This is a genomic window from Pseudonocardia sp. P1 (genome assembly GCF_000178675.2).
Classification (GTDB): domain Bacteria; phylum Actinomycetota; class Actinomycetes; order Mycobacteriales; family Pseudonocardiaceae; genus Pseudonocardia.
This window is the reverse complement of sequence record NZ_ADUJ02000001.1, coordinates 3,073,498-3,099,957: the sequence shown is the minus strand read 5'-3', so window position 1 is coordinate 3,099,957 and position 26,460 is coordinate 3,073,498. Positions and strand designations below refer to the sequence as shown.

Genomic DNA, 26,460 nt, shown 5'->3' with positions numbered 1-26,460 from the left:
GCGGCTCAGCGCGGATCGTCGATCACCGGACGACGCTGAGCTGCATCTCGGCGGGAGTTCCCGAGCGCTCGTCGCACCTCGGTGACGATCCGCTGCGGTTCGCGACGCATCTCGGCCGCGGTGTAGCGGAGCACCCGCCATCCGGCGGCGGCGAGCCGGGTGTGCCGCTGGGCGTCGGCACGGGCGGCCTGCGGGGTCGCGAAGTGGTCGCCGCCGTCGTACTCGACGCCGAGCCGGTGCTCCGGATAGGCGAGGTCGAGCCACAGGACGCGCCTGCGCTCGTCGACGACCGGGTGCTGCGGGACCGGACGCGGCAGGTCACTCCGCACCAGGATCAGCCGGAGCCGGGTCTCCGGTGGGGAACCGCTGCGGGCGTCGGCCCAGGCCAGGGCGTCGATCACCGCTCGCACCCCGCGCAGGCCGACGTACCGGGCGGCGTACGTCAGCAGCAGGTCCGGGGCGAACGTGCCGCGGGCGAGCGCGTCGATCGCGACGATCCCCTCGACCGGCGGCAACCGGCGGGCGAGGTCGAACGCGGTGCGCATGGGAGTCGTGACGCGGACACCGGCGATCTCGATGATCTCGCGCGGGTGGAGCACGTCGCGCCGCACGCGCACCTCCCGGCGGGAGCGGGGACCGGAGCAGGTCGCGGGCACCACGACCTCGGCGGGTTCGCCGAGCGGAGCACACGAGCGTCCCTGCAGCTCCGCCGCCGAGTACCCGCCGAGGACGGCGCCGTCCCCCGCCCACAGGGACGCGGCCAGCGAGCGCAGGCGCAGGTCCGGGGACTCCCCGGTGGCGGGGGCGTAGGTGTCGGGCAGGAGCCGCTCGAACGACGGGCCCCGGAGCCGTCCGGGGGTGACGAGCCCGGCGGCGACCGCGGCCGTCCCACGGAACACCTCGGGCCATCCGGGGACCGACATGGCCCGAGGATCCCGGGACCGTCGGAGGACCGGACCCGTTCGCGGTCACGCGATCCCGATCGCGAACGTGCGCTCCCGGAACACGACCCCCGGCGCGGACCGTCCGTCCCCGGACCACCCCCGCCGAGATGCGGCTCAGCGCGGATCGTCGATCACCGGACGATGTTGAGCTGCATCTCGACGAGCGGGCGGGGCGAACGGCGCGCGGGGGCTCAGTGGAAGACGATCGTGCGGTTGCCCTGGATCAGCACCCGGTCCTCCAGGTGCCAGCGCAGGCCCCGGGCCAGGACGAGGCGCTCGATGTCGCGGCCCCGCCGGACCATGTCGGCGGCGGTGTCGCCGTGGTCGACGCGGATGACGTCCTGCTCGATGATCGGGCCGGCGTCGAGGTCGGCGGTGGCGTAGTGGCAGGTCGCGCCGATCAGCTTCACCCCGCGCCGGTGCGCCTGGTGGTACGGCCGCGCCCCCGCGAACGAGGGCAGGAAGCTGTGGTGGATGTTGATCGCCCGTCCGGCCCAGGCCTCGCACAGGTGCGCGGGCAGGATCTGCATGAACCGGGCCAGGACGATCGCGTCGGGGGAGTCCGCGTCGACGAGCTTGCGGACCTCCTCGAAGGCGGTCACCTTGCCCTGCTCACGGAACCGGTCGCCGGGCTCCGGGAACGGCACGTGGTGGAACGGCACCCCGTGCGCGGTGACGATGTCGCCCAGCGCCTCGTGGTTGCCGATCACCCGGGTGATCTCGACCGGCAGCTCACCGGCCCACACGCGTCCGAGCAGGTCGTGCAGGCAGTGCTGGTCCTTCGTCACCAGCAGCACGGCGCGCTTGCGGACGCCCGTGTCGGAGATCCGGTGCTCGCCGCCGAGCTCGGCGGCCACCGGCGCGAACAGCGAGCGGAGCTCGTCGACGTCGCACGGGACGGAGGCGGCGTCCACGACCTGACGGGTGCAGAACACCCCGGCGTCGACGTCGGCGTGGTATGCGGCCTCGGTGATCGACGCGCCGAGGTCGGCGAGGAACGCGGAGATCCGCGCGACGATCCCGGTCCGGTCCGGACAGGACAGGGTGATGACGTACCGGCGGTTCACGAGACCCGTGCCAGCGTGAACTCCGTCTCGGCGGCCAGCAGCTGCTCGATCTGCCCGGCGACGGCCTCCTCGATCCGGGACCCGACGATCGGCACCTTCACCGTCACCTCGGCGCGGATCCGGATCTCGCTGCCGCCGTCGACGTCGGCGATCCGCATGACCGACCGCGCCGTCGCCGGCGTACCGACGACCTTGACCGAGCCGGTGCCGTCGTAGACCCCGGCGCCGCCGGCCTTCCACTGCTCGGTGCGGTCGATCTTCAGGTCCCCGCCGGGGACGAGCGACGTGACGACCGTGGGCAGGTGCTCGGACGGGATCCCGTGCCGCAGCGTGTACCGGACACCGTCGGCGGTCGCCTCGTAGTCGGTGACGGCGGCGCCCGGGCCGCCCAGGTGCCGGAGCTGCTCGTCGAGCAGGTCGCGGTCCACCATGGCCGCGTACACCTTCTCTGCGGGGTGCGCGGAGGTGGCGCGGTAGTCGAGGGAGCGCGGCATGCGCGCAGGTTACCGTTCACCCGTGAGTTTCCCGGGAACGACCACGACCGACCCGCGGCTGAGCGCGCACACCACGCTGCGCCTCGGCGGCCCGGCCGCCCGGATCGTCCGCGCCGAGGGGGCCGACGACGTCGTGGCGGCCGTCGGTGCCGCCGACGCGGCCGGTGAGCGGGTGCTGCTCGTCGGCGGGGGCTCCAACCTGGTCGTCGCCGACGCCGGGTTCGACGGCACCGCCGTCCTGCTCGCCGGCCGGGGCGTGGCCTTCGAGCGTGCCGGTGACACGGTCGTCGCGACCGTGGAGGCGGGCGAGGACTGGGACGACGTCGTCGCGGCGACCGTCGCGGAGGGGCTCGGCGGGCTGGAGTGCCTGTCCGGCATCCCCGGGCGCACCGGCGCGACCCCGGTGCAGAACGTCGGTGCCTACGGCGTCGAGGTCGCCGACCTACTCGTCGACGTCGATCTCTACGACCGCCGGACCCGCACCGTCCGGAACCGGGTGCCGGCGTCGGACCTGGGGCTCGCCTACCGCACGAGCGTGCTCAAGGGGAACGACGACGCCGTCGTCCTGCGGGTGCGGTTCGCCCTGCGCGGTGACGGCCGGTCCGCCCCGATCCGCTACGCCGAGCTCGCCCGGACCCTCGGCGTCGAACCGGAGACCCGGGTCGATCCGTCCGCCGCCCGGGACGCCGTGCTGGCCCTGCGCCGCGGCAAGGGCATGGTGCTCGACGCCGAGGACCACGACACCTGGTCCGCGGGCTCGTTCTTCACGAACCCGATCCTGCCCGTCGCCGACGCGCCGCAGGTCGAGGGCCTCGCCGCCTGGCCGGCGGGGGAGGGCCGGGTGAAGCTGTCGGCCGCCGGGCTGATCCAGAACGCCGGCTTCACCCGCGGGCACGCCGGCCCCGGCGGACGGGTGTCGCTGTCCACCCGGCACGTGCTCGCCCTCACCCACCGCGGCGGCGGGAGCACCGACGACCTGCTCGCACTGGCCCGTGAGGTCCGCGACGGCGTCACCGGCCGGTTCGGTGTGGATCTGCGCCCCGAGCCGGTGCTGGTGGGCTGCACCCTCTGACCCCGGGCCCGTCCGTGCCCGGACCGTTCCCGCCGAGATGCGGCTCAGCGCGAATCGTCGATCTCCGGACGACGCCGGCCTGCATCTCGGCGAGGCAGGTGGTGCGGCGGACGGTGCGGCGCGGGGAGTGACGCAGACCGCCCGGTGGGGCGGCGCGGCAGGCGTACGGTCGGTTGCGGAACGCAATCGATCTGGGGTGGGGGACCGTGCGCCGGCTGTTGTTCGTGGTGGTGGCGTTGATCGCCGCATCGGGTGTCGCGGGCGCGGTGGCACTCGCGGGGGCCCAGGGGGGAACGGCTCCGCTCGCCGCGCCCGCGCCGACCGGGCCGCAGCTCACGTACCAGCCGGCGGCGTCGGCGTCGTCGGCGAACCCGGCCGACCCGGTCTCGGTGCGTGCCGCCGGGGGGACCCTCGACGGCGTCTCGCTGACCGGGCCGGACGGCGAGCAGGTGCCGGGTGGGCTCGCCCCGGACCGCACCACCTGGACGAGCAGCGGGAAGCTCGACTTCGCGACCACCTACACCTGGCACGGCCGTGCGGTGGCCCCGGACGGGGCCGCCACCCCGGTGCAGGGCACGGTCGCGACGCTGGAGCCCGCGCACACCGCGCGCGGCACGCTCAACATCGGTGACGGGCGCACCGTCGGTGTCGCCGCGCCGATCGAGATCCAGTTCGACCGGCACGTCGACGACCGTGCCGCCGTCGAGCGGGCGCTGACGGTCACGACGTCGACCGGAGTCGAGGGGGCCTGGGGCTGGCTGCCCGACGAGGGCGGCGGCTCCCGCGTGCACTGGCGGCCGAAGGAGTACTGGCCCGCCGGGACGAGGGTGTCGGTCGACGCGCCGCTCAAGGGCGTGGCCTACGGCGGCGGGAGCTACGGCGCGGCCGACCTGTCGACGTCGTTCACCATCGGGCGCTCGCAGATCGTGAAGGCCGACGCGAGGTCGTTCCGCATGGTCGTGATCCGCGACGGCAGGCAGGTCGCCGACTACCCGGCCAGCTACGGGCTGGCCGCCGACCCGAACCGCAACACCCGCTCCGGGGTGCACGTCGTCACGGAGAAGTTCACCGACAAGCGGATGACCTCGGCCCAGTACGGCTACGACGTCGTCGAGAAGTGGGCCGTGCGGATGAGCAACAACGGCGAGTTCATCCACGCCAACCCGGCCTCGGCGTCGGCGCAGGGCAGTTCCAACATCACGCACGGCTGCGTGAACCTGTCCGCGGCGGACGCGAAGGCGTACTACGACACGGTGCTGTTCGGTGACCCGGTCGAGGTCACCGGCACGCCGGTGCAGCTGTCCCCGCGCGACGGCGACGTGTGGGACTGGACGCTGTCCTGGGACCGATGGCAGAGGTTGTCCGCCCTCTAGGAACGGGTAGTCGCCCCCATGACCGCTCCCGAGAACCCCGACGTGCCACCGGACCGCGCTGCGACCCGGGCGAACCCGCTCCCGGAGGAGGAGGGCACCGCACCCGGTGCCGAGGAGATCCTCACCGAGTCCGAGGAGCGGATCGCGGGCGCGGTCCACGGCGACGAACCGGCCGACGACGCCGAGCAGCGCCGCCGGTCGGAGGAGACCCTCTAGGCCCCGGTCACTCCCGGCGGAACCGCCGCGAGCCGGACGCCTGGTCGCGCGGCTTCAGCACGATCTGGTCGATGTTGACGTGCGCCGGCCGGGTGGCCGCGAACGTGATGGTCTCGGCGACGTCGTCGGCGCTCAGCGGGGTCAGGCCCTGGTAGACCTTCGCCGCCTTCTCCGCGTCGCCGTCGAACCGGACCTCGGAGAACTCGGTCTCGACCATGCCGGGGCAGATCTCGGTGATCCGGATCGGCTTGCCGAGGAGCTCGCCGCGCAGCGTGCGGTGGAGCATCGCCTGGGCGTGCTTGGCGCCGGTGTAGCCGGCGCCGTTGTCGTAGAAGTCGAGCGCCGCGATCGAGGTGACGGTGACGACGTGGCCGTCGCCGGAGGCCTCCAGCTTCGGCAGGAACGCCTTCGTCAGCCGGAGCGTCCCGAGGACGTTGGTCTCCCACATCCAGCGCCAGTCGTCCTCGTCGGCCTCGGCGACGGGATCCAGCCCCTTCGCCCCGCCGGCGTTGTTGACCAGCAGCTTCGCCTCGGGAACCGCGGCGTCGAAGGCGGCGACGGATCCGGCGTCGGTCACGTCGAGCGGCAGCGCCGTGCCGTCGATCTCCTTCGCGATCTCCTCGCAGCGCTCGACACGGCGGGCACCGAGGACGACGTGGAAGCCCGCGGCGGCGAGGCCGCGGGCGGTGGCGGCACCGATGCCGGACGAGGCGCCGGTGACGACGGCGGTGGGACGGGAACTCATGGTCACCCAGCCTAGGCCCGCCGTGGTGTCCGGGCGCCCCGGTCGGGTACGTGGCATGGGCAACGTTCCGGCGGCGATCAGGGACCGGTCACCCGTCGGACACGTGACCGCCAGCTCGATCACCGAGCGTCGCAGTCATGGTTACTGCGATCGGGCGAAGGCGATTCCTCGGATGGGCGGGTGCGGGTGCAGCGGCGGTGCTCGCCGGCACCGGTGCGTGGGACGCCGGCGTCGCGGCCGCGGCTCCCCGGGCCACCCGCGGCTCGGACCCCTTCACCCTCGGCGTCGCCTCCGGTGACCCGGCCGCCGACTCGGTCGTGCTGTGGACGAAGCTCGCGCCGGAGCCGTTCGCCGCCGACGGCCGGGGCGGCATGCCGGACCGGCCGGTACCCGTGCTGTGGGAGGTCGCCGACGACGAGCGGATGACTCGGATCGTGCGGCGCGGACAGGTCCTCGCCACGCCCGAGCTCGGGCACTCCGTGCACCCCGAGGTCGGCGGGCTCGCACCGGACCGGGTGTACCACTACCGGTTCCGCGTGGCGGGCCCCGGCGGCGCGGTCTCGCCGGTCGGCCGGACCCGGACGACGCCGCGGCCGGGCGACACGCCGTCGTCGCTGGCGTTCGCGTTCGCCTCCTGCCAGAACTGGGGCGACGGCCACTACACCGCCTACGAGCACATGGTCCGCGAGGACCTCGATCTCGTCGTGTTCCTCGGCGACTACCTGTACGAGGCGACGATCGACGAGACGAAGCGGGGGCAGGCGCCACCCGCGTCGGCCGTCGCCGAGCCGACCGACCTGGCGAGCTACCGGACCCGGTGGGCGCTCTACAAATCCGAGGCGCCGCTGCAGGCCGCGCACGCGGCCTTCCCGTGGATCACCGTCTTCGACGACCACGAGATCGAGAACAACTGGGCCGCGGACGTCTCCGAGGACGACGACGAGCCGGACCAGGACCGCGCCGTCTTCCGGGCCCGCCGGGCGGCCGCGTTCGCCACCTACTACGAGCACCTGCCGCTGCGCGCCGCCCAGCTCCCGAAGGGCCCGGACATGCGGCTCTACCGGCGGCTCTCCTACGGCACGCTGGCCGACTTCACCATGCTCGACACCCGCCAGTACCGCGACGACCAGTCCTGCGGCGACACCTGGACCACCGACTGCGCCGACCGGTTCGACGAGCGCCGCACCATCCTCGGCGCCCCGCAGCGGGAGTGGCTGCTCGACGGGTTCACCCGCTCGAAGGCCCGTTGGCAGGTGCTGGGCAACCAGGCACCGATGGGGCTCACGGACCGCGAGCCCGGCCCGGTCACCGAGGTCAACACGGACCCGTGGGACGGCTACGTCGCCGACCGGAACCGGGTGCTCGGCGCGGCGGCCGACGCCGGGGTGCCGAACCTCGTGGTCATCACCGGGGACCGGCACCAGAACTACGCCGGTGACCTGCTGCGCTCGTTCGAGGAGCCCGGTTCACCGGTCGTCGCGTCGGAGTTCGTCGGCACCTCGATCTCCAGCAAGGGCGACGGCGAGGACGTCGGGGAGCAGCTGCGCGCGATCCAGGAGGCGACGCCGACCCTGCGGTTCGTCAACGACCAGCGCGGCTACGTGCGGGTCGACCTCACCCCCGGCGAGTGGCGCAGCTCGTTCCGGGTGATGGACCGGGTGGAGCGCCCGGGCGGCTCGCTGTCGACGCGGGCGGTGTGGGCGGTGGAGGACGGCCGTCCCGGCGTCGTCCCCGGCTGAGCGGCCGGTGCGGAGTGGCTCAGCGGGGTTCGATGCCCCGCTGGGCCGAACGGTCCCCGCGGCGCGCGGCCGCTCGCTGCGCGGTGAAGATCGCGGCGCCGAACAGGCCGACCCCCAGCCCCGCGATGCACGTCCAGAACGACCCGGCGTCCCACGGGCCGCCCACCAGCCACGACAGGACGACGACGCCGGTCGCGACCGCCCAGAGCAGCATCCCGCCGAGCAGCACCGGCGGCGACTCGTAGAACCGCGGCGGCAACGGCGGTGGGGGCGGAGGATCGCCGTTCTCGTGTGCCGTCACGGGTCCGTAGCGTAGACGTAGCACGGCCGGGCGCCGGAACCGTTGCGCCGCGTCTAGGGTGTCGCCGTGATCGAGCGCCTGTTCCGTGTGTCCGAGCGCGGGTCCACGATCCCCCGGGAGCTGCGCGGGGGTCTCGTCACCTTCATGGCGATGGCCTACATCATCGTCCTGAACCCGCTGATCCTCGGCAGCATCACCCCGACCGACCCCTCTGCCAAGACCGACGCCCTCGGCGGGATCCTGCCCGTCGCCCAGGTCGCCGCGGTGACGGCCCTGGTCGCGGGGGTCATGACGATCCTGTTCGGCGTGCTCGCGAACTATCCGTTCGCGATCGCCACCGGGCTGGGGATCAACACCCTCCTCGCGGTGACCATCGCCCCGATGATGACCTGGCCGGAGGCGATGGGCCTCGTCGTCATCGACGGCATCATCATCGTGATCCTCGCCGTCACCGGCTTCCGGACGGCGGTGTTCAACGCCGTACCCACGGAGCTGAAGACGGCGATCGCCGTCGGCATCGGGGCCTTCATCGCACTGATCGGGCTGGTCGACTCCGGGTTCGTGCGACGGCTGCCGGACGCCGCCAACACCACCGTGCCGGTGGGCCTCGGGATCGACGGCTCCATCGCGTCCTGGCCGACGTTCGTGTTCGTCGTCGGCCTGGTGATCGTCGGTGTGCTGGTGGCGCGGGGGGTCCGGGCCGGGATCCTGATCGGCGTCGTGCTCAACACGATCATCGCGATCGTCGTCGAGGCGTTCGCCGGGGTCGGCGCGTCCGGGCCGGACAACCCCGGCGGCTGGTCGCTCGCCGTGCCGGCGCTGCCGGACCGGATCGTCGGGCTGCCCGACCTGTCGCTGGTCGGCCAGGTCTCGTTCGGCGCCTTCACCCGGCTGGACATCATCACCGTCGTCCTGCTGATCTTCACGCTGGTGCTCGCGAACTTCTTCGACGCGATGGGCACGCTGACCGGCCTCGGCAGGCAGGCCGGGCTGACCGACGCCGAGGGCAAGCTCCCGAACGTCGGGAAGGCACTGGTCGTCGAGGGGGCGGGCGCGGTCGCCGGCGGGGCCGGGTCGGCGTCGTCGAACACGCTGTTCGTGGAGTCCGCGGCCGGGATCGCGGAGGGCGCCCGGACCGGCCTGGCGAACGTGCTGACCGGCGTGCTGTTCCTGCTCGCCATGTTCTTCACGCCGCTGTACGCGATCGTGCCGGTCGAGGCGGCGGCACCGGCGCTGGTGGTCGTGGGTGCGCTGATGTTCCGGCAGATCACCTCGATCAAGCTCGACGACCTGCAGATCGCGATCCCGGTCTTCCTCACCGTGACCGTCATGCCGTTCACGTACTCGATCGCGAACGGCATCGGCGCCGGGTTCATCAGCTACGTGGCCCTGTCCGCCGCGACCGGACGGGCGAAGAAGGTGCACCCGCTGATGTGGGTCGTGGCGATCCTGTTCGTCGGATACTTCGGGGTGGGCCCGCTGCGCGAGCTGCTGGGGTAGAAAGGTCACGGTCAGGGCTTGCGAAGTAAGGCAAGGCTGAGCTAACTTCTGGGTGTCGCTTCGTGGTGGGAGCGGCGCGTCAGTTCGGGACAGGAGAAGGCCCCGGCTCCCACAGGAGCCGGGGCCTCCTTCTTTCCCCAGTCACACCGGCCCCGCCGCCGAGCGGGACCGGTGATCCGTCCGTCAGGGCGCGTAGATCCGCACCCAGTCCACCTGGAAGTCCAGGGTCTCCGGCGAGGTCTCGTCGAGCGCCGGGATCCAGTCGTCGCCGTACGGGCCGATGTCCTGCTGCATCGCCAGGTGCATCGGGCGCGGCGGGATCTGCTCGGGATCGGTGGTCCGGAAGACCTCCTGGCCGTCCACGTAGAACACGACCCGGTCCGGCAGCCACTCGACGGCGAAGTTGTGCCACTGCGTGAAGTCACCGCGGACGGTCTTGCCGACCTGGGAGTTGTCCTCGCCGTAGTGGACGATCGTGTGCGTCTCGGAGCGGTCGCCCTTCGGGATCTCCATGAAGTTGAGCTCGCCGCCCTCGGGCCAGTCCTCGGCGTCCGGCCACAGCAGCGCGACGTCGCCGTACCCGGTTCCCGGGTTGGTCTTGGCCCGCATCTCCCAGCGGCCGTACTGCTGACCGCCCCGCCACGCCAGGCCGGCCGAGGTGCGGCCGCGGCTGGTCAGGACGAGCTGGCCGTCGCGCACGGAGATGTTCTCCGCCAGGTGCCTGCCGACCCCGCCGGTGGTCTCGCCGGTGTAGGGGCTCCACTTGTCGCGGTCGAGGGAGGTCCCGTCGAACTCGTCGTTCGCGGTCAGCTGCCAGCCGTTGCGGACGGCGGCCTCCGCGTCGGACCGGTTCGCCGGGTCGAGCGCCCCGACCTGCCCGGGGCGTTCCTGGTCGTGCATCCCGCCGGGGGCCGGTGCCGCCGGCGCCGGGGACTGCGCCGGTGGTGCGGTCCGCGACTCGCCGAACAGGTCGGCGCCTGCCGCGAACCCGATCATCCCGGCCAGAGCGGCGACGGCCACGACGACACCGAGCGCCGTCGGCCAGCGACGGCGGCCCGGTGCCTCCGGGTCGTCGGGAGCGCGATGCTCCCGCTCCGGAGCCTCCTGGTGCACGTCCGTCCTCCTCTGGTCGCCGGGACGGGCGTCACGCTAGAAGGGGGTGGCTGTGGCTGCGCTGAGAGGCGTCACCGGATCGGGTTCAGCCGGCGGCCCCGCCGTCCAGGTCGTACTCGCGGACCCAGTCCACCTGCATCGTCGACTCCCGGACCGAGCCGCCCTTCGGGAACCAGTCGAGCTGGATGCACAGGTGCATCGGGCCCGGCGGCTGCACCTGCGGGTCGGTGGTCTCGAACCACGGCTCGCCGTCGACGTAGGCGGTGATCCGCTCCGGGGTCCACTCGAGCGCCCAGTTGTGCCACTCCGTGCCGTCGATCTCCACGGAGCCCTCGACCTGCGAGTTGTCGGCGCCGTAGTGGAAGAACGCGTTCGTCGTCCGGCGGGCCGGGTCCATCATCTCCATGAAGTCCAGCTCACCGCCCTCCGGCCAGTTCTCCGCGGTCGGCCAGAGCAGGAGCAACGCGTTGTACGACGGGTCCGACGCCGGCGCCTTCACCCGTCCCTCCCAGCGGCCGTACCGCCGGCTGCCCTCGGTCCACGCCATCCCGGCGGTGCTGCCGTCGGGACCGCCGGTGAGGGTGAGGACCCCGTCCTGCACGCTCACCGCGTCGGGGGTGCGACGGCCGTTCCCGTCGTGGCCGGGGCCGTCGTAGATGCTCCAGCCCGACGTGCCGCCGGTGAAGTCGTCGGTGCGGACGGGCCGTCCCCAGCCCTGGGTCCCTGCGGCGGTGGTGCCCTCGGCGGTCACGCCGTCTCCTCCTGCTGTCGTGCCATCACCCGATGGTGCCGGGTCGTCGGGGCCGGGCGTGGACCCGGTCTCCGGGGCGGGGCAGGAGGGCCCGGAGCCCGGTCCCACCGTGTCCGTGCCGGTGTCCGTGCCGGTATCCGTGTGGGCATCCACCTCGGTATCCGTGTCGGCATCCACGTCGACGCAGACGTCGCCGCCGTCCCCGAGCTCCAGCGGCGGCCGTTCCCGCGGCCCGGCATCCTGCTCCTGCACGACCGGCGGCGCCGGGTCACCGCCCGGCGTCACGCCGACCACCTCCCCGGCCGGACCGAGGGTGAACATCAGCACCGTCACGCCCTTCGCGACGAGCCTCCTGATCAGGTCCTCCAGCTCGTCGGCGGTCATCGGCTCACTCCGCGAAGCTGACGTGGACGTGGTCGTAGTGCCCGCCGGTCGGGTCGGACGTGTCGTAGACCCCGCCGCCGGTGTAGCGGCGGCCCCAGCCGGTGCCGTCGTCGCGCACCGACGGGTCCCAGTAGCGGCCCTGCCAGATCAGGTACCGGACCTTCAGCGGGGCGGCGTTGCCGGCGAACCACCGGGTGATCCGCCAGCCCTCGTCCAGGTCGGCGCCATCGGCGACGCGTCCGGCCGGGCCGGTGAACAGATCGCATGCGCGTCCCTTCGGGTGGTCGGAGCGGGGGTTCTGGGCGTGTTCGTCCCAGCAGCCGACGGTGTCGATCACCGGCTCGAACACCGCGGTGACCGCCGCGAGCCCGTGCGCGGTGGCACCGGTCAGGCAGCCGCCGGTGCGGACCGGGTCGGGCCGGTCGCAGCCGGTCGTCCCGCCCGTCCACGCGGGCGCGGGTGCCGCCGCGGGGTCGTCCGGTGGTGCGTCCGGCGCCGGGACGCCCGCCCGGTCGTCGGGGGCGGGGGCACCGGAGTAGCGGGCGGCGAGGTCGTGCACCGTGTCGACGTAGCGGCGGACCGCCGCGGAGCACTCCGGTGAGCAGCCCGCCTCGCCGGGCTGCGGCACCCCGGACGCCGACTCCGCCACCCGCCGACACCCCGCCACGTGGCAGACGAGCATCGCGTCGAGCACCGGGACGTCCTTCGGCGTCGTCGCCAGCAGGCCCGCGGCGGCCCGCAGGGTCGAGCACAGCCACGGCACGACCGTGCGCAGGTGCCCGGCCGGGTCGGTCAGCGCCGGGTCCGGCCAGGGCGCACCACCGGCGGCCACCCACGTCCGCTCCGAGACCTGCAGCAGCCCCGCGGCGGCGCCGGTGCGCAGGGCCGGGTCCCAGCCCGACTCGGCCTGCACCTGGGCGACGACCCAGGCGGGCGGGAGCTCCGGGCAGCGCTGCGCGGTCAGCTCGGTGACCAGGCCGAGGTACGGGCGGGCCGCCCCGGGCACGGCGCCCGCGTCCGGACCGGGCGCCGGGGGGACGGCGGCGGCGACCGTCGACGTCCCGGCGAGGAGGGCGGCGACGACGGCGAGCAGCAGCAACGGCACGCGCACGCTCATCGCGCCGCACCGCATCCGTCCGGCTCCGGGACCGGACCGGCGTCGACGACGAGCCGGTCACCGTCGCGGACGACGGTCACCTCGATCCGCACCCAGCGGGCGGCCAGTCCGCGCCAGCCGCGTGCCGCCGGCGCGGGTGCCGCGGCGGGCTCGCCGAGAGGGGCGTCGGGCTCGGGCTCGGGCACGCCCGGCGCGCGGGTGTCGACCCTGCGGGAGGGAACGACCCGCACCCGGACGTCGACGCGTGCCCGGTCGCCGTCGGTGCGGACCCTGCCGGGCAGCACCAGGTCGGCGCGCTGCCGGCCGGTGCCGTTCCAGCCCAGGAGCCCGGCGCCCTCGGGGGACGCGAGGTGCGCGCCGACGGCCCGGGCCCGGCGAGCCGGGTCGTCCTCGTCCCAGGACAGCAGGTCGGCGGCGAACGCACCGGCCAGTGCGGACGCCTCGGCCGGGTCGACGGACGGTGCCGGTGCCGGTGCCGCGACGGTGCGGGCGGGGACCGGTGGGAAGCCGAACGGATCGGTGACCGGCTCCGGGACGGCAGGCTCGGGGAGCGGCGGACGGTGCGGTGTCCACAGTGGTGTCCACAGCGCGGGACGGGCGGCGGCGGTCGCGGGCCCGCCAGGGGCCCGCCCACCTGCCGGGTCCCGGTCGGAGGGCGCGGGCCCGCCGGTGCCGGGGGACGGGGCCGGGTCGTCCAGCCAGGGGTCGGGACCGTCGTCGACGGTGGCCTGCGGACGTCCGAAGAGGCGGAACGGGGACATCGCGACCGTCCCCGTCATCGCCGCGGACCGGGGTCACCGGCCGGCCGGACCTGGTGCTGCTGCGCGGACATGTCCCTCCCCGGACCGCGTGCCCGGGCGGGTCACGCGGAGGGGACGGTAGGAACGCCGGGTCCTCGCCGGACGGGCTCGGCCGAACCGCTTCGCGATGGTGAAGGCGGCCGGGCACGGAGTGCCGTGCCGGCCGCCTACGGGGGACGGATCAGGAGGGGAGCTCCCAGGTGTGCACCGGCTGGTTCGCCGCGGAGTGGGCGAGGTAGCGCTCCAACATCCCGTGCAGTGCCGTCATCCGGTCGGCACCGCGTTCCTCCAGCGCGGTGACGGTGTCGATCTGCCAGGACGACCCCGTCTGCCGGGTCACGCAGCGCCGTTCCAGCACGGTCAGGTACCGGTCGCAGACGGCCTGGCTGACTCCCCAGCGGGCCAGGCCCTCGTGGGCCAGGGGGAGCAGCTTGCGCAGCGTCAACTCGTCCGGCCGGACCCACCCGGTACCGGGCCAGTAGAGGGGAGCGTTCATGCCGTGCCGTGCCGCCGTCTGGAAGTTCTCCCGGGCGGCCTCGAACGACACCGAACGCCACAGCTCCTGGTCGGCCTCGACGAGCGTGCGCAGCAGCCCGTAGAAGAACAGGGCGTTCGCCACCATGTCGACCGTCGTCGGGCCGGCGGGCAGGACCCGGTTCTCCAGGCGGACGTGCGGTGTCGCACCCGTACTGTCGTAGATCGGCCGGTTCCAGCGCCAGATCGTCCCGTTGTGCAGGGTCAGCTCGGGCAGCTCGGGGAAGCCCTGCTCGCGCATCTGCGCCATCGGGTCGATGTCGGTGGTGAGCGGCATGAGCGCGGGGAAGTAGCGGGCGTTCTCGGAGAACAGGTCCAGCACCGAGTCGATCCAGCGCTCGCCGAACCACACCCGCGGCCGGACGCCCTGGTTGTGGAACTCCGGCGTCCGGACGTCGCAGGCCTGCTCGAACAACGGGATCCGGGTCTCGGACCACAGCTGCGACCCGAGCAGGTACGGCGAGTTCGCGCCGAGGCCGAGCTGCACGCCCGCCAGGCACTGCGCCGCGTTCCAGTACCGGCCGAACTCCGAGGGCGCGACCTGGAGGTGCAGCTGCATCGAGGTGCAGGCCGCCTCCGGGATGATCGTCTCGAAGTCCGCGTTGACCCGCTCGTCCGGATCGCAGCCGGTGATGTCGATCCGGATCGGCTCGCCGCGGGCGTTGAGCATCTGGTCGTTGAGCGCCTGGTAGCGGTCGTCCGGCGAGATCGCCTCGCCGGTCATGTGGCTCGGGTCCAGGGTGGGCAGGATGCCGATCATCGCGAGCTGGGTGCGCAGGTCACCGGCCTTGGCCCCGGCCCCGGCCAGCAGGTCGAGCAGCTCGTGCTCGAGCTGGCGCCACTGGTCGCCCGGGAGCGGCCGCGGCGGCAGGTTCAGCTCGAGGTTCCAGCGACCCAGCTCGGTCTGCCACTCCCCGGAGTTGATCGTCTCCAGGACGTCGTGACCGTTGAGCGACGGTGCCAGCGCCGGATCGACGAGGTTGAACTCGATCTCCACACCGGTCATCGGTTCGGTGTCGGAGAACGGGTAGGTGCGGAGCAGGTCCTCGAGGGAGTCGAGACACCGTTGCACCTTGATCCGGTACCGCTGGCGGTCGCGCCGGGTGAACGTCGTCCGGTCGACCACCTGACCCATGCGCGAACCGACCTCCATCGAACGGGGAGCGCCTCCTCACCCGACCGGACCAGGCCCGGCACCGAGGGAGCCGGCAGTACACGGTGTCATATCCCCGGACGGGGCGGTACCGGCTGAAAGGGCGACCAGATGCGGCGAACGGTCAGTGACGTGGGACGATCGGCCGCCGTGGCCCTCCTCACCCCCGTCGACGACCCGGACGACCCCCGCATCGACGACTACCGCGATCTGACGACCGCCGATCGGCGGCCGGACCGCCCCGGTGGACGCGGCCTGGTGATCGCGGAGGGTGTCGTCGTCGTGCGGCGGCTGCTGGACTCGCCGTACCCCGTGCGGTCGCTGCTGGGGGTCCCGCGACGGCTGGCCGAGCTCGCCGATGACCTGCACGGGACGGACGTCCCGGCGTTCTCCACCGACGCCGACACGATGGCGCAGGCGGTCGGTTTCCACCTCAACCGGGGGGTGCTGGCGGTCGCCGACCGGGCGCCCGCGCCCGACCCGGCGGAGCTGCTGGCCGGCGCGCGGACCGTCGCGGTCTGCGAGGGCGTGGGCGACCACGAGAACCTCGGATCGCTGTTCCGCAACGCCGCCGCGCTCGGGGTGGACGGGATCCTCCTCGGCCCCGGATGCTCCGATCCGCTGTACCGCCGCAGCGTCCGGGTGTCGATGGGGCACGTCCTGCGGGTGCCCTTCACCCGGTTGGACGGCGAGTGGCCGGCCTCGCTGGACGTCCTGCGCGAGGCCGGGTTCACCGTCGCCGCGCTGACACCGGACGCGGGCGCCGAGCCGCTGGCGACGGCGGGACTCGCGGGCGGCCGGGTGGCGTGGCTGCTGGGCGCGGAGGGGCCGGGTCTGACCGACGAGGCGCTGACCGCCGCGGACCGGCGCGTCCGGATCCCGATGGCGACCGGTGTGGACTCGCTGAACGTCGCCACCGCGGCCGCCGTGGCGTTCCACGCGGTGACGGGCGGCGGCTGAACCGGTCGGGTCGTCTCAGCGCTGGCCGCGGACGCCCAGCAGGACCTCGTCCCAGGACGGCATGACCGGCTTGCCCTTCTTCGTCCGCCGTCCCGCGGCGCCGCCGCGCTGCCGCGACCCCTGGTCCGTACCGGTGGTGCCGCTCTCCTCGTCGGACGCGGGCGTCCCGTTCCGCGGGGCCTGCTCGGCGGCCGCCGCTGCGGCGGTCCCGGCGTCGTCGGAACCGGTGTCGTCGGAACCGGTGTCGTCCGAACCGCTGTCGTCGGAACCGGTGTCGTCCGAACCGGTGCTGTCGGGCCCGGTGCTGTCGGAACCGGTGCTGTCGGAACCGGTGCTGTCGGAACCGGTGCTGTCGGAACCGGCGGCGGTCGCGCCGGTGGTCCCGGAGCGCGGGGCCGCGGCGCCGGTCGCGGCGGAGTCCGGGGGGGTGGTGTCGCTGGAATCGCTTCCCTGGGAAGCGATTCCACGGACCTGGTCCCCCCTGGTGTCCGAGGCCGACGGGGCGGAGGCGGCCGAGGACGAGTCGGCGGCATCCGGGTCGGCCGGGGTCGAGCCGGCCGGAGCCGAGGTGGCCGGAGCCGAAGTGGCCGGAGCCGAGGTGGACCGGGTCGCTGCACCGTCCGGGTCTGCCGGTGCCCCGGCGGACCGGCTGCCGGAGCCGGGGGCGGGGATGCCCGGTGTGGAGTTGCCGGCGGGAGTGTTCGGCGCAGCAGCGGCCTGCGATCCGCCGGCCGATCCCGGTGCGGCCACGGCCCCGGCGGCGTCGGAACCGCCGGAACCGGCGGCGGCGGCCGCCTCGGCGGAGGTGACGGGCTCGGCAACGTCGGAAGCGTCGGCGACGGTGGTGGCGGCGGGGTCGGCGGAGTCCCCGGGACCGGCGGGGTCCCCGGGACCGGCGGTGTCGTCGTCGGGATCGGTCCGCGGGATCACCGGGGCCGCGGCGGCGGGCGGGCGCGCCTCGTCGGTGCGGGTGGACGTCCGGGTGGAGGGCTCGATCCGGGGTCGCGGCGGGCTGGACCGGCGCTGCTCGGGTGCGATCCCGCGCCCGGCCCACGCCTCCGGCGGTGCCGGGGCCTGGCCGCCCGCGACGGCCCGGGCGGGCTCGGCTGCGGCGGGTGCGGAGGACTGGTCGTCCTCGTCACGGGCCATGTCCACGACGGCGCCGAGCGGGCGCAGCGGACGCGCCGGCAGGCCCTCGATCAGGTCGGAGGCGTGCTCGTCGAGCGCGACGACGGTGCCGCCGTGCGCCCCGGGCTGGAAGGCCCAGCGCGCGGCGTTGTCCGAGCGCCCGGTCTGCCAGGTGAGCACGACGACCCACTTGCCGTCCTCGCCCTTCCAGGAGTCCCAGCCGGCGGACGCGTAGTCCTGCCCGCGGAGGCCGAAGGTGTGCGCGACGGTCTCGCCGAGGGTGCGTGAGTCGGGGCCGTCGGCCCGCTGCGGGTGCGCGCCCTGTGCGAGTTCGGCGGTGCGGGAGCGTTCGAGCAACACCGGATAGGCGAAGCGCTCGATCTTCTGGGTCGGGACGCCTGCCGCCGCGGCGACCTCGTCCACCGACGCGCCGCCCCGGATGCGGGCCTGGATCTCCCGTGGGCGCAACTGGCTCTCCAACTCGATCGCGATCTGGCCGAGCCGGGTCACGTCGCCACGTGCGGCGGCGCGGAGCTGCTCGTCGGCCGGAACCGTGTAGCGCTCGCGGCGCCCCGGGTCCTCGAGGACGACCGAGCCGTCCCCGGTCACCCCCACGACCCGCAACGCCCGCATCGATCAGTCCTCCCGCTGCTCGTCCCCGTCCGGGTGACGGTAGATCCCCACGGCTCGGCTCCGGGTGAGGCGCGCCGGGCGAGTTCTGCCTGGTCGCCGAGTCCACCTGGCCGTGGGACCCGGGAGTGGCGTCACTCACCGTGCGCAGACTCCCACGGACCGTGGTGCATGAGGACAGTGGGGCACGTGTGACTCGTGTGACTACAACGAGTCGCTATCGATCACGCAACGAATCGTGGAGGACCCCAGACGTGCGACGGCCGGGCACCGCAGGAGGCGGTGCCCGGCCGTCGTCGAGCGGGGGGGTCAGGAGGCGAGCTGCCCCACGACCCAGTCGATGCCCGCGGTGAGCGCGGAGACGTCCGCGGGCTCGACCGCCGGGAACATGCCGACGCGCAGCTGGTTGCGCCCCAGCTTCCGGTACGGCTCGGTGTCGACGATGCCGTTCGCCCGCAGCGCGGTCGCGACGGCGGCCGCGTCGACCGAGTCGTCGAAGTCGATCGTGCCGACGACCTGGCTGCGGTGCGCGGGGTCGGTCACGAACGGCGTCGCGAAGTCGCTCTTCTCCGCCCAGGAGTACAGCCGCTCGGACGAGTCGCGGGTGCGTGCGACGGCGCCGTCGAGCCCGCCGAGGCCGTTCAGCCAGTCGATCTGGTCGGCGAGCAGGAACAGCGTGGCGACGGCCGGGGTGTTGTACGTCTGGTCCTTGGCCGAGTTGTCGACGGCGGTGGCCAGCGACAGGAACGGCGGGATCCAGCGGTCCGAGGACGCCAGTTCCTCGACCCGGGCGAGCGCGCGCGGGCTCATCAGCGCGAGGAACAGCCCACCGTCGGAGGCGAAGCCCTTCTGCGGGGCGAAGTAGTAGACGTCGGACTGCGACACGTCGACGGGCAGGCCGCCGGCGCCGGAGGTCGCGTCGATGAGGACGAGCTGGTCGTCGGTCGCGTCGGCCGGGCGGTTCACCGGGACCGCGACGCCGGTCGAGGTCTCGTTGTGCGCCCACGCGATCACGTCGACCGACGGGTCGCTCACCGGCGCGGGCGCGCTGCCCGGCTCGGCGGAGACGACCACCGGGTCGGCCAGGAACGGGGCACCCTTCGTGGTGTCCGCGAACTTCTGCGAGAACTCGCCGTAGGTGAGGTGCAGGGAGCGCTCGCGGACGAGGCCGAACGCGGCGGCGTCCCAGAACGCGGTCGAGCCGCCGTTGCCGAGGACGACCTCGTAGCCCTCGGGCAGCGAGAACAGCTCGGACAGGCCGGCCCGCACGCGTCCCACCAGGTTCTTCACCGGCTTCTGCCGGTGCGAGGTGCCGAGCAGCGAGTCACCGGTCGCGGCGAGCGCCGAGAGCTGTTCGGTCCGCACCTTGGAGGGTCCGCAGCCGAAGCGGCCGTCCGACGGCAGGAGGTCGGCGGGGATCTTCAGATCGGCTGGAGAGGTCACGCCGACCAGTGTTGCAGCACCGTACGGCCCTGCCGACCCGACGGTGCCCCCTGCCACATCCCGGTGCCGCGGACTCAGCGCTGCGGGGCGCGGTGCGTGCGCCGGTAGGCCAGCGGCGCCATCCCGATCTCGGTGTGCAGCCGGTGCCGCAGCGCCGCGGTGGTGCCGAATCCCGAGCGGGCGGCGACCTGCTCGACCGGCAGGTCGGTCGTCTCCAGCAGGCGTCGGACGAGGTCGAGGCGCCGGGCTGCGAGCCAGCGCCCCGGGCTCGTCCCGGTCTCCGCGCGGAAGCGCCGGGTGAAGGTGCGGACGCTCATCGACGACCGCCCGGCCAGCTCCTCGACGCCGAGCGGCCGGTCGAGGTGGCGCAACGCCCAGTCCCGCGCGGACGCCGTGTCCGGGCCGTCGTCCTCGGCCGGCCGATGCTCGACGAACTGGGCCTGACCGCCCTCCCGCCACGGCGCGACGACGTTGCGCCGCGCGGTGGCGGACGCGACCTGCGCGCCGTGGTCGCGGCGCACCAGGTGCAGGCACAGGTCGATGCCCGCGGCGACCCCGGCGGAGGTGAGCACGTTCCCCTCGTCGACGAACAGCACGTCGGGTTCCAGCTCCACCTGCGGGTACCGGTACCGGAACCGGTCGGCGTGCGCCCAGTGCGTCGTCGCGCGGCGGCCGTCGAGCACCCCGGCCGCGGCCAGCACGAACGCGCCGGTGCAGATCGCGACCACCCGTCCTCGGGCCGCGGCGGAGCGGATCAGCTCCAGCACCGCCGGGTCGGGTTCCCGCGGCGGGCGGCCCGCCGGTCCGGGCCCGCCGAGCGCGACGGCCGGGACCACCAGGGTCTGCGCGTCGTCGAGCACCGCCCGGTCGTGCTCGGGCAGCAGGCGGTAGCCGGAGCTCGTGCGGACCGGGCCGCCGTCGAGGGAGGCGACCCGGACGTCGTAGAGCGGGGTGCCGTCGGACGCGGTCGTCGTGCCGAGGATCCGTTCCGGGATCGCGACCTCGAACGCGATCACGCCCTCGACGGCGAGCACGCCGACCCGGTGCGGTGCGGTGGACATGGCCGAATTTTTGCACATGTCGTCCGATCGGCCACTGTCGTCGATCATCGCGCCGGGGCAGGCTCGGGGCATGACGGAGGCACCCCCGCGCGCCGCGGGACGGGAACGCCGGGTGCACCCGGCCTGGTGGGCGGCCGGAGCGACGTTCCTGGCGCTGCTCGGCGCGGCGGGTTTCCGCTCGACGCCGGGCGTGCTCGTCGAGCCGCTGAACGCCGAGTTCGGCTGGGGGATCGGCGCGATCTCGTTCGCCCTCGCGGTCAACCTCGCCCTGTTCGGGGTGACGGCGCCGTTCGCCGCCGCCCTGATGGAGCGGTTCGGGGTGCGGCGGGTGGTGAGCTGCGCCCTGCTGCTCGTCGCGGTCGGGGCCGGTTCGACCGTGTTCATGACGGCGGTCTGGCAGCTGGTGCTGCTGTGGGGCGTCGTCGTGGGACTGGGCACCGGCTCGATGGCGATGGCACTCGTCGCGACCGTCGTGAACCGCTGGTTCGTGGCCCGGCGCGGGCTGGTCTCCGGGATCCTCACCGCGGCGACCGCGACCGGGCAGCTGGTGTTCCTGCCGCTGGTGGCGACGGTCGTCGAGTCCGTGGGGTGGCGCCCGGCGGCGCTGGTCACCGCGGCCGCGGCGCTCGCCGTCGTCCCCGTCGTTCTGCTGTTCCTGCGCGACCGGCCCGCCGACGTCGGGGTGCTGCCGTACGGCGGGACCGAGGCCGACGTCGTCGCACCGCAACGGTCGGGGGCCGCCGCACTGGCGCTGCGCGCGCTGCGCGATGCCGCCCGTCACCGCACGTTCTGGCTGCTCGTCGGCGGGTTCTTCATCTGCGGTGCGACGACCGCGGGGCTGGTCCAGTCGCACTTCGTGCCGGCCGCGCACGACCACGGCATGCCCGCGACGACGGCCGCGTCGCTGCTCGCCCTGGTCGGGATCTTCGACCTGGTCGGCACCATCCTCTCCGGCTGGCTGACCGACCGGGTCGACCCGCGCCTGCTGCTCGGGGCCTACTACGCGCTGCGCGGTGTCTCGCTGTTCCTGCTGCCGCCGCTGTTCGGCACCGACCTGAACGCCAGCATGCTCGCGTTCGTCGTGTTCTACGGGCTGGACTGGGTCGCCACGGTCCCGCCGACGATGGCGCTGGCCCGGGAGGTGTTCGGGGCGCGGTCGGCCGTCGTCTTCGGCTGGATCTTCGCCTCGCACCAGCTCGGTGCCGCCTTCGCCGCTCTGGTCGCCGGCGTGGTCCGTGACGCACTCGGCAGCTACGACGCCGCCTGGTACGGCGGCGCGGTGCTGTGCCTGGTCGCGGCCGGTCTCTCGGTGGCGATCCGGCGGCAGCGGACACCGGAGCCCACCCCCGCCGCCTGATCGCGCGGTGATCACGATCGGGTGTCCCGCTGGCCCCGCGGCCGGTCCGTCCGGTACGCCGGGGGTCTCGGTCGAGGCGAGGGGGACATCGATGAGCGAGAACGACCCGGGCGGACGGGGCGCGGAACCGCCGAGGCCGGGGATCGTGCCGCTGCGCGCGCTGGACGCGGGGGAGATCGTCGGCGGCGGGATCCGGTTCGTCCGCGCGAACCCCGTGGCGGTGCTGGTGCCGTCGCTGCTGCTGTCGCTGCTGGTCCTGGGGGCCCAGGCGGCGACGGCCGGGTTCGACCTGGACCGCCCGGTGACGACCGACCCGGGCACCGCCTTCGCCGAGGGCTCGCTGGCGGCGATCCCGGCGGCGCTGGTGACGCTCGCCGTCGCCCCGCCGGCGATTGCGACCGTGCTGGCGACCCTGCACCCGGCGGTGCTCGGCCGCTCCCGGATCGGCCTCGGTCATGCCTGGGCGGCGGCCCGGCCCCGGCTGGGCGCGATCTACGGGGTCGAGGTGGTCGTCACGGTGGTCGGGCTCGTCCCGACCCTCGTGACGTCCGGGGTCGCGGGCCCGCTGTGGGGTGCCGGCGGCTTCGGGGCCGTGCTCGGCGGTGTGCTCGTCGCCGCTTCGTACCTGCTGATGCTGTACCTGTCGGTGCTGCTGGCCCTCGCGCCGGCGGCCGCCGTCGTGGAGGGTCGCCCGGCCCGGGACGCGCTGTGGCGCTCGGTCGAGCTCGTGCGCGGCTCGTGGTGGCGGTGCTTCGGCGTCCAGATCCTGGTCGGGCTGAGCGTCGTGCTCGCCGTGTTCGTCGTGGCGATCCCGGTGGGGATCGTCGCCGTGCTGATCGGGGTGGCCGGTGCGGTGACGCTCGCGTTCGTCCTCGGCGGCGTGGCGATCGTCGCGGTCGTCACCGCGACGTACGGGTTCGGCATCGGGGCGACCGCGCTGCTGCACCAGGACCAGCGGGTCCGGCGCGAGCGCCACGACCTCGACCTGCAGCAAGAGGCGGGCGGCGCGGCCTGAGGGCCCGCGCCGCCCGGCGGCGGCTCAGCTCCCGGTGACGGCGTCCCAGCCGTCGACCTGCTCCGGGCTGCGCGGCCCGGGCCCGATGTACTGAGCGGACGGGCGCACCAGCTTGCCCTCCCGCTTCTGCTCCAGGACGTGCGCCGACCAGCCCGCGGTCCGGGCCGAGGTGAACATCGCGGGCATCATGTGCGGCGGGACCTCGGCGAAGTCGAGGATGACCGCGGCCCAGAACTCGACGTTCGTCTCGATCGGCCGGTCCGGGCGGCGCTCGCGCAGCACCGACAGCGCGGTCCGCTCCAGCTCCGCCGCCACCTCGAAGCGGGGTGCGCCCAGCTCCTGGCAGGTCCGGCGCAGCACCCGGGCGCGCGGGTCCTCGGCCCGGTACACCCGGTGGCCGAAGCCCATGAGCTTCTCCTTGCGGTCCAGCATGCCCGTGACCAGGGACTCGGCGTCGCCGGTCCGCTCGACCTCGTCGATCATCGGCAGCACCCGGGCGGGGGCACCGCCGTGCAGAGGGCCGGACATGGCGCCGATCGCACCGGACAGCGACGCGGCCGCGTCGGCCCCGGTGGAGGCGATGACGCGGGCGGTGAAGGTCGAGGCGTTCATGCCGTGCTCGGCGGCCGAGACCCAGTAGGCGTCGACGGCGGCGACGTGCCGGGGGTCCGGCTCGCCGCGCCAGCGGGTCATGAAGCGCTCGGTGATCGTCGAGCACTCGTCGATCCGGGACTGCGGGACGGCGGCCACGCCGATCCCGCGCGCGGACTGGGCGACGTAGGACAGCGCCATCACCGAGGCGCGGGCCAGGTTGTCCCTGGCCTCGGCCTCGTCGATGTCGAGCAGCGGGCGGTAGCCCCAGTAGGGGGCGAGCATCGCGAGCGCGGCCTGCACGTCGACCCGGACGTCACCGGTGTGCACCGGGATCGGGAACGGCTCCGCGGGCGGTAGCCCCTGGCCGAACCGGCCGTCGACCAGCAGCGCCCAGACGTCGCCGAAGGTCACCTTCCCGGCGAGGTCCTCGAGGTCGACGCCGCGGTAGCGCAGGGCCCCGCCGTCCTTGTCCGGCTCGGCGATCTCGGTCCGGAACGCGACGTGGCCCTCCAGACCGGACCGGAACCCGGGCGGTGGCGGCGGTACCTCGTGCGTCGGGCTGGTCGCGGTCTCGGTCACCGGGTCTCCTTCGGCTCGGATTCGCGGTCACCCTGCTCCCGGTACGTGGTTCCCGGCAACGCGACCGGCCGGTGTGATCGGTCACGAACCGGGCAGGCCCGGGGACGGCGACGGACGGTGCGGGCCGGACGGGGCACGAGCCCGCCGTTCGGCGGGTGCACGGGCGATCCGGTCCCGCCTACGGTCGGGGCCGGGGGAACACCTGCTCGGAAGGGGAACCATGACCGACGCGCCGGCGCTGGAGCGGATGCGGACCGACTACGCGGGTCGGCCGTTCGACGTCGCGGACCTCGCCCCGACCTGGCACGAGCAGCTCACCGTCTGGCTGGAGGAGGCACGCGAGGCCGCCCTCGCCGAGCCGAACGCCATGGTGCTCGCGACGGCCGACCCCGAGGGCGTGCCGTCGTCGCGCACGGTGCTGTGCAAGGGCCTCGACGCGGGCGGGATCGTCTTCTACACGAACTACACGTCGTCGAAGAGCCACGACCTGAACCGCACACGGGTCGCCTCGGTGACCTTCCCCTGGTACGACCTGCAGCGACAGGTGCAGCTCGCCGGCCGGGTGGAGCGGTGCTCCGACAGCCAGTCCGACGCCTACTGGGCGCTCCGCCCGCGCGGGTCCCAGCTGGGGGCGTGGGCGTCGGCCCAGTCGACGGTCGTCGCCGGTCGCAACGTCCTCGACCAGGCGCTGGCCGGGGTGACCGCCCGGTTCGACGACGTCGAGCGGATCCCGCGACCCCCGCACTGGGGCGGCTGGCGGATCGTGCCCTGGCAGGTCGAGTTCTGGCAGGGCCGCGAGGACCGGATGCACGACCGGCTGCGGTTCGACGTCGGCCGCGACGACGCCTGGTCGGTCCGCAGGCTCGCCCCGTAGGGGGAACCCCGAGGCGGGCGGGTCGCCCGCCCGTGTACACCTGACATCGTGAGCAGGCGCAACGATCCCGGTGACGGGCCGACCCAGCCGGTGCCGGGCCCGGACCGGGAGTCCCCGACCCGCCCCGTCGCACCCGAGCCCCCGACCGGCGCCACGACGGCGCGGACCCGGACCGTCCGGTCCCGGGTCACCGGGGTGCTGCGGTCGACGTTCGCCGACACGACGCCGCTGCGCACGCCCGCCTACCGGCGGCTCTGGACGGCCGGGATCGTCACCGTCATCGGCGCGCAGCTGTCCGTCGTCGCCGTCCCGATCCAGATCTACGAGCTGACCGGATCGTCGGCCTACGTCGGCCTGACCGGCCTGTTCGGCCTGGTCCCGCTCGTGGTGTTCGGGCTGTGGGGCGGCGCGATCGCCGACGCCGTCGACCGCCGCGTGATGCTGCTGTTCACCGGCTCGGGGATCGCGCTGACCTCGCTGGCGCTGTGGGTCGCGTCGGCGACCGACCTGGGGAACGTCTGGCTGGTGCTGGTGCTGTTCGCCGTCCAGTCGGCGATGCTCGCGATGAACCAGCCCACGCGCAGCGCCGTCATCCCCCGGCTGATCCCGGCCGAGCAGCTGCCGGCGGCGAACGCGCTGAACATGACCGTCGTGCAGGTCGGCGCCGTGCTCGGGCCGCTGCTCGCCGGGGTGCTGATCCCCGTCATCGGCCTGTCCACGCTGTACCTGCTCGACGCGGTCGCGCTGCTCGCCACGCTGTGGGCGACCTGGCGGCTCCCGCCGCTGCCCAGCTCCGCGCAGAGCACCGGGGGCGGCCGGCAGAAGGTGGGCCTGCGGGCCGTCGCCGACGGGTTCCGCTACGTCGGCATGCACCGGATCCTGCTGGTGTCGTTCCTGGTGGACGTGATCGCGATGGGCTTCGGCATGCCACGGGTGGTGTTCCCGGAGATGGCGGCGACGACGTTCGGCGGGACCGCGGAGGGCGGCATCCAGCAGGGCCTGCTGTTCGCGGCGATCCCGCTCGGGATGGTGGCCGGCGGGGTGCTGTCCGGCTGGCTGCAGCGGGTGCAGCGGCAGGGCGTCGCCGTCGTCGTCGCGGTCTGCGTGTGGGGCGGCGGGATCGTCGTGTTCGGACTCACCGGCTCGCTGTTCCTCGCCGTGCTGGCGCTCGCCGTCGCGGGTGCCGGCGACCTGGTCAGCTCGGTGTACCGGTCGTCGATGCTCCAGACGGTGGCCACCGACGAGATGCGCGGCCGCATGCAGGGCGTGTTCATCGTGGTCGTCGCCGGTGGGCCGCGGCTGGCCGATCTCTGGCACGGTCCGTCGGCCGCCGTGATCGGTCCCGGCCTCACCGCGACCCTGGGCGGCGTGGCCGTGATCGTGGGCACACTCGTGTGTGTCGCGAAGTTCCCCGAGTTCCTCCGATACCGGGCACCGGTGACGAACAGCTCGCCGGGGTGACTCTCGTCGCCGCGTTCTGCGGATCCCGCACGGCGGGCTAGCGTGTGCCCGAGAC

The 26,460-nt window shown here is 74.1% G+C and carries 24 protein-coding genes; 10 read left to right on the top strand and 14 right to left on the bottom strand.

From position 1 onward, the window contains the following. Window positions 1-5: 5 nt before the first annotated feature. The 3 genes from PP1_RS13990 to PP1_RS13980 form a co-directional block, all read right to left on the bottom strand. Window positions 6-923, bottom strand: coding sequence for a DUF559 domain-containing protein (locus PP1_RS13990; RefSeq protein ID WP_010228407.1), 918 nt, complete (start codon window positions 921-923; stop codon window positions 6-8). 212 nt (window positions 924-1,135) lie between these two features. Next, window positions 1,136-2,011, bottom strand: coding sequence for a formyltetrahydrofolate deformylase (gene purU, locus PP1_RS13985; protein ID WP_010228405.1), 876 nt, complete (start codon window positions 2,009-2,011; stop codon window positions 1,136-1,138). Continuing rightward, complete coding sequence (locus PP1_RS13980) at window positions 2,008-2,505, bottom strand: DUF2505 domain-containing protein (RefSeq protein ID WP_010228403.1); 498 nt, start codon at window positions 2,503-2,505, stop codon at window positions 2,008-2,010. The genes purU and PP1_RS13980 overlap by 4 nt, the downstream gene beginning before the upstream one ends. Between PP1_RS13980 and PP1_RS13975 the strand changes: the two genes are divergently transcribed. From PP1_RS13975 to PP1_RS13965, 3 genes are all read left to right on the top strand, one after another. Continuing rightward, window positions 2,504-3,577, top strand: a complete 1,074-nt coding sequence (locus tag PP1_RS13975; RefSeq protein WP_075313939.1) for a UDP-N-acetylmuramate dehydrogenase — start codon at window positions 2,504-2,506, stop codon at window positions 3,575-3,577. The two genes, PP1_RS13980 and PP1_RS13975, sit on opposite strands and share 2 nt — an antisense overlap. Before the next feature lie 206 nt (window positions 3,578-3,783). Then, complete coding sequence (locus PP1_RS13970; protein ID WP_010228399.1) at window positions 3,784-4,950, top strand: L,D-transpeptidase; 1,167 nt, start codon at window positions 3,784-3,786, stop codon at window positions 4,948-4,950. Between the two features lie 18 nt (window positions 4,951-4,968). Continuing rightward, on the top strand, window positions 4,969-5,166 hold the full coding sequence (locus tag PP1_RS13965; RefSeq protein WP_010228396.1) for a hypothetical protein: 198 nt from the start codon (window positions 4,969-4,971) through the stop codon (window positions 5,164-5,166). Between the two features lie 7 nt (window positions 5,167-5,173). Here the strand turns inward: PP1_RS13965 and PP1_RS13960 are convergent, their stop codons facing one another. Further along, window positions 5,174-5,911: an SDR family NAD(P)-dependent oxidoreductase gene (locus PP1_RS13960; RefSeq protein WP_033199319.1), complete on the bottom strand. Its 738-nt coding sequence runs from the start codon at window positions 5,909-5,911 to the stop codon at window positions 5,174-5,176. A gap of 137 nt (window positions 5,912-6,048) precedes the next feature. Between PP1_RS13960 and PP1_RS13955 the strand changes: the two genes are divergently transcribed. Further along, the gene (locus PP1_RS13955) at window positions 6,049-7,650 is read left to right on the top strand and encodes an alkaline phosphatase D family protein (protein WP_029239446.1); all 1,602 of its coding nucleotides are present in this window, start codon (window positions 6,049-6,051) and stop codon (window positions 7,648-7,650) included. 19 nt (window positions 7,651-7,669) lie between these two features. Here PP1_RS13955 and PP1_RS13950 read toward each other — a convergent pair whose 3' ends face one another. Further along, window positions 7,670-7,951, bottom strand: a complete 282-nt coding sequence (locus tag PP1_RS13950; RefSeq protein WP_010228389.1) for a DUF2530 domain-containing protein — start codon at window positions 7,949-7,951, stop codon at window positions 7,670-7,672. 66 nt (window positions 7,952-8,017) lie between these two features. On the opposite strand from PP1_RS13950, the gene PP1_RS13945 reads away from it, so the two are divergent. After that, the gene (locus tag PP1_RS13945) at window positions 8,018-9,451 is read left to right on the top strand and encodes an NCS2 family permease (RefSeq protein ID WP_010228387.1); all 1,434 of its coding nucleotides are present in this window, start codon (window positions 8,018-8,020) and stop codon (window positions 9,449-9,451) included. Between the two features lie 183 nt (window positions 9,452-9,634). Here PP1_RS13945 and PP1_RS13940 read toward each other — a convergent pair whose 3' ends face one another. The 5 genes from PP1_RS13940 to PP1_RS13920 form a co-directional block, all read right to left on the bottom strand. Further along, window positions 9,635-10,564, bottom strand: a complete 930-nt coding sequence (locus PP1_RS13940) for a glycoside hydrolase family 16 protein (RefSeq protein ID WP_010228385.1) — start codon at window positions 10,562-10,564, stop codon at window positions 9,635-9,637. Between the two features lie 85 nt (window positions 10,565-10,649). Next, complete coding sequence (locus PP1_RS13935; RefSeq protein ID WP_010228383.1) at window positions 10,650-11,699, bottom strand: glycoside hydrolase family 16 protein; 1,050 nt, start codon at window positions 11,697-11,699, stop codon at window positions 10,650-10,652. A 4-nt stretch (window positions 11,700-11,703) separates the two neighbouring features. Beyond that, the gene (locus PP1_RS13930) at window positions 11,704-12,816 is read right to left on the bottom strand and encodes a lytic transglycosylase domain-containing protein (RefSeq protein WP_139323752.1); all 1,113 of its coding nucleotides are present in this window, start codon (window positions 12,814-12,816) and stop codon (window positions 11,704-11,706) included. Further along, window positions 12,813-13,577, bottom strand: coding sequence for a hypothetical protein (locus PP1_RS13925; protein WP_139323753.1), 765 nt, complete (start codon window positions 13,575-13,577; stop codon window positions 12,813-12,815). Before PP1_RS13925 ends, PP1_RS13930 begins: the two co-directional genes overlap by 4 nt. Window positions 13,578-13,797: 220 nt before the next feature. Continuing rightward, a complete protein-coding gene (locus tag PP1_RS13920; RefSeq protein WP_029239708.1) occupies window positions 13,798-15,285 on the bottom strand; it encodes a glutamate--cysteine ligase in 1,488 nt (495 codons plus the stop codon). 168 nt (window positions 15,286-15,453) lie between these two features. Between PP1_RS13920 and PP1_RS13915 the strand changes: the two genes are divergently transcribed. Beyond that, entirely contained in the window at window positions 15,454-16,263 is an 810-nt protein-coding gene (locus PP1_RS13915; RefSeq protein ID WP_010234071.1) for a TrmH family RNA methyltransferase, read from the top strand. A gap of 15 nt (window positions 16,264-16,278) precedes the next feature. On the opposite strand, the gene sepH is transcribed toward PP1_RS13915, so the two are convergent. From sepH to PP1_RS13900, 3 genes are all read right to left on the bottom strand, one after another. Beyond that, the gene (gene sepH / locus PP1_RS13910; protein WP_083697010.1) at window positions 16,279-18,024 is read right to left on the bottom strand and encodes a septation protein SepH; all 1,746 of its coding nucleotides are present in this window, start codon (window positions 18,022-18,024) and stop codon (window positions 16,279-16,281) included. 306 nt (window positions 18,025-18,330) lie between these two features. Further along, a complete protein-coding gene (gene serC, locus PP1_RS13905) occupies window positions 18,331-19,464 on the bottom strand; it encodes a phosphoserine transaminase (protein ID WP_010242526.1) in 1,134 nt (377 codons plus the stop codon). A gap of 74 nt (window positions 19,465-19,538) precedes the next feature. Next, window positions 19,539-20,525 carry a GlxA family transcriptional regulator gene (locus tag PP1_RS13900; RefSeq protein ID WP_010242524.1) on the bottom strand — a complete coding sequence of 329 codons (987 nt, stop codon included), beginning with the start codon at window positions 20,523-20,525 and terminating at the stop codon, window positions 19,539-19,541. 70 nt (window positions 20,526-20,595) lie between these two features. Here PP1_RS13900 and PP1_RS13895 point away from each other — a divergent pair, with 70 nt between their 5' ends. Together PP1_RS13895 and PP1_RS13890 are read left to right on the top strand one after the other, a co-directional pair. Further along, complete coding sequence (locus PP1_RS13895; RefSeq protein ID WP_033200638.1) at window positions 20,596-21,882, top strand: MFS transporter; 1,287 nt, start codon at window positions 20,596-20,598, stop codon at window positions 21,880-21,882. A 91-nt stretch (window positions 21,883-21,973) separates the two neighbouring features. Further along, window positions 21,974-22,897: a hypothetical protein gene (locus PP1_RS13890; protein WP_010242520.1), complete on the top strand. Its 924-nt coding sequence runs from the start codon at window positions 21,974-21,976 to the stop codon at window positions 22,895-22,897. Between the two features lie 24 nt (window positions 22,898-22,921). Here the strand turns inward: PP1_RS13890 and PP1_RS13885 are convergent, their stop codons facing one another. Beyond that, window positions 22,922-24,070 (bottom strand): citrate synthase 2, encoded by a 1,149-nt coding sequence (locus PP1_RS13885; protein WP_010242518.1) that lies wholly within the window; start codon window positions 24,068-24,070, stop codon window positions 22,922-22,924. 220 nt (window positions 24,071-24,290) lie between these two features. On the opposite strand from PP1_RS13885, the gene pdxH reads away from it, so the two are divergent. Together pdxH and PP1_RS13875 are read left to right on the top strand one after the other, a co-directional pair. Continuing rightward, window positions 24,291-24,944, top strand: coding sequence for a pyridoxamine 5'-phosphate oxidase (gene pdxH, locus PP1_RS13880; protein ID WP_010242516.1), 654 nt, complete (start codon window positions 24,291-24,293; stop codon window positions 24,942-24,944). A gap of 90 nt (window positions 24,945-25,034) precedes the next feature. Continuing rightward, the gene (locus PP1_RS13875; protein WP_010242514.1) at window positions 25,035-26,405 is read left to right on the top strand and encodes an MFS transporter; all 1,371 of its coding nucleotides are present in this window, start codon (window positions 25,035-25,037) and stop codon (window positions 26,403-26,405) included. Window positions 26,406-26,460: the final 55 nt, after the last annotated feature.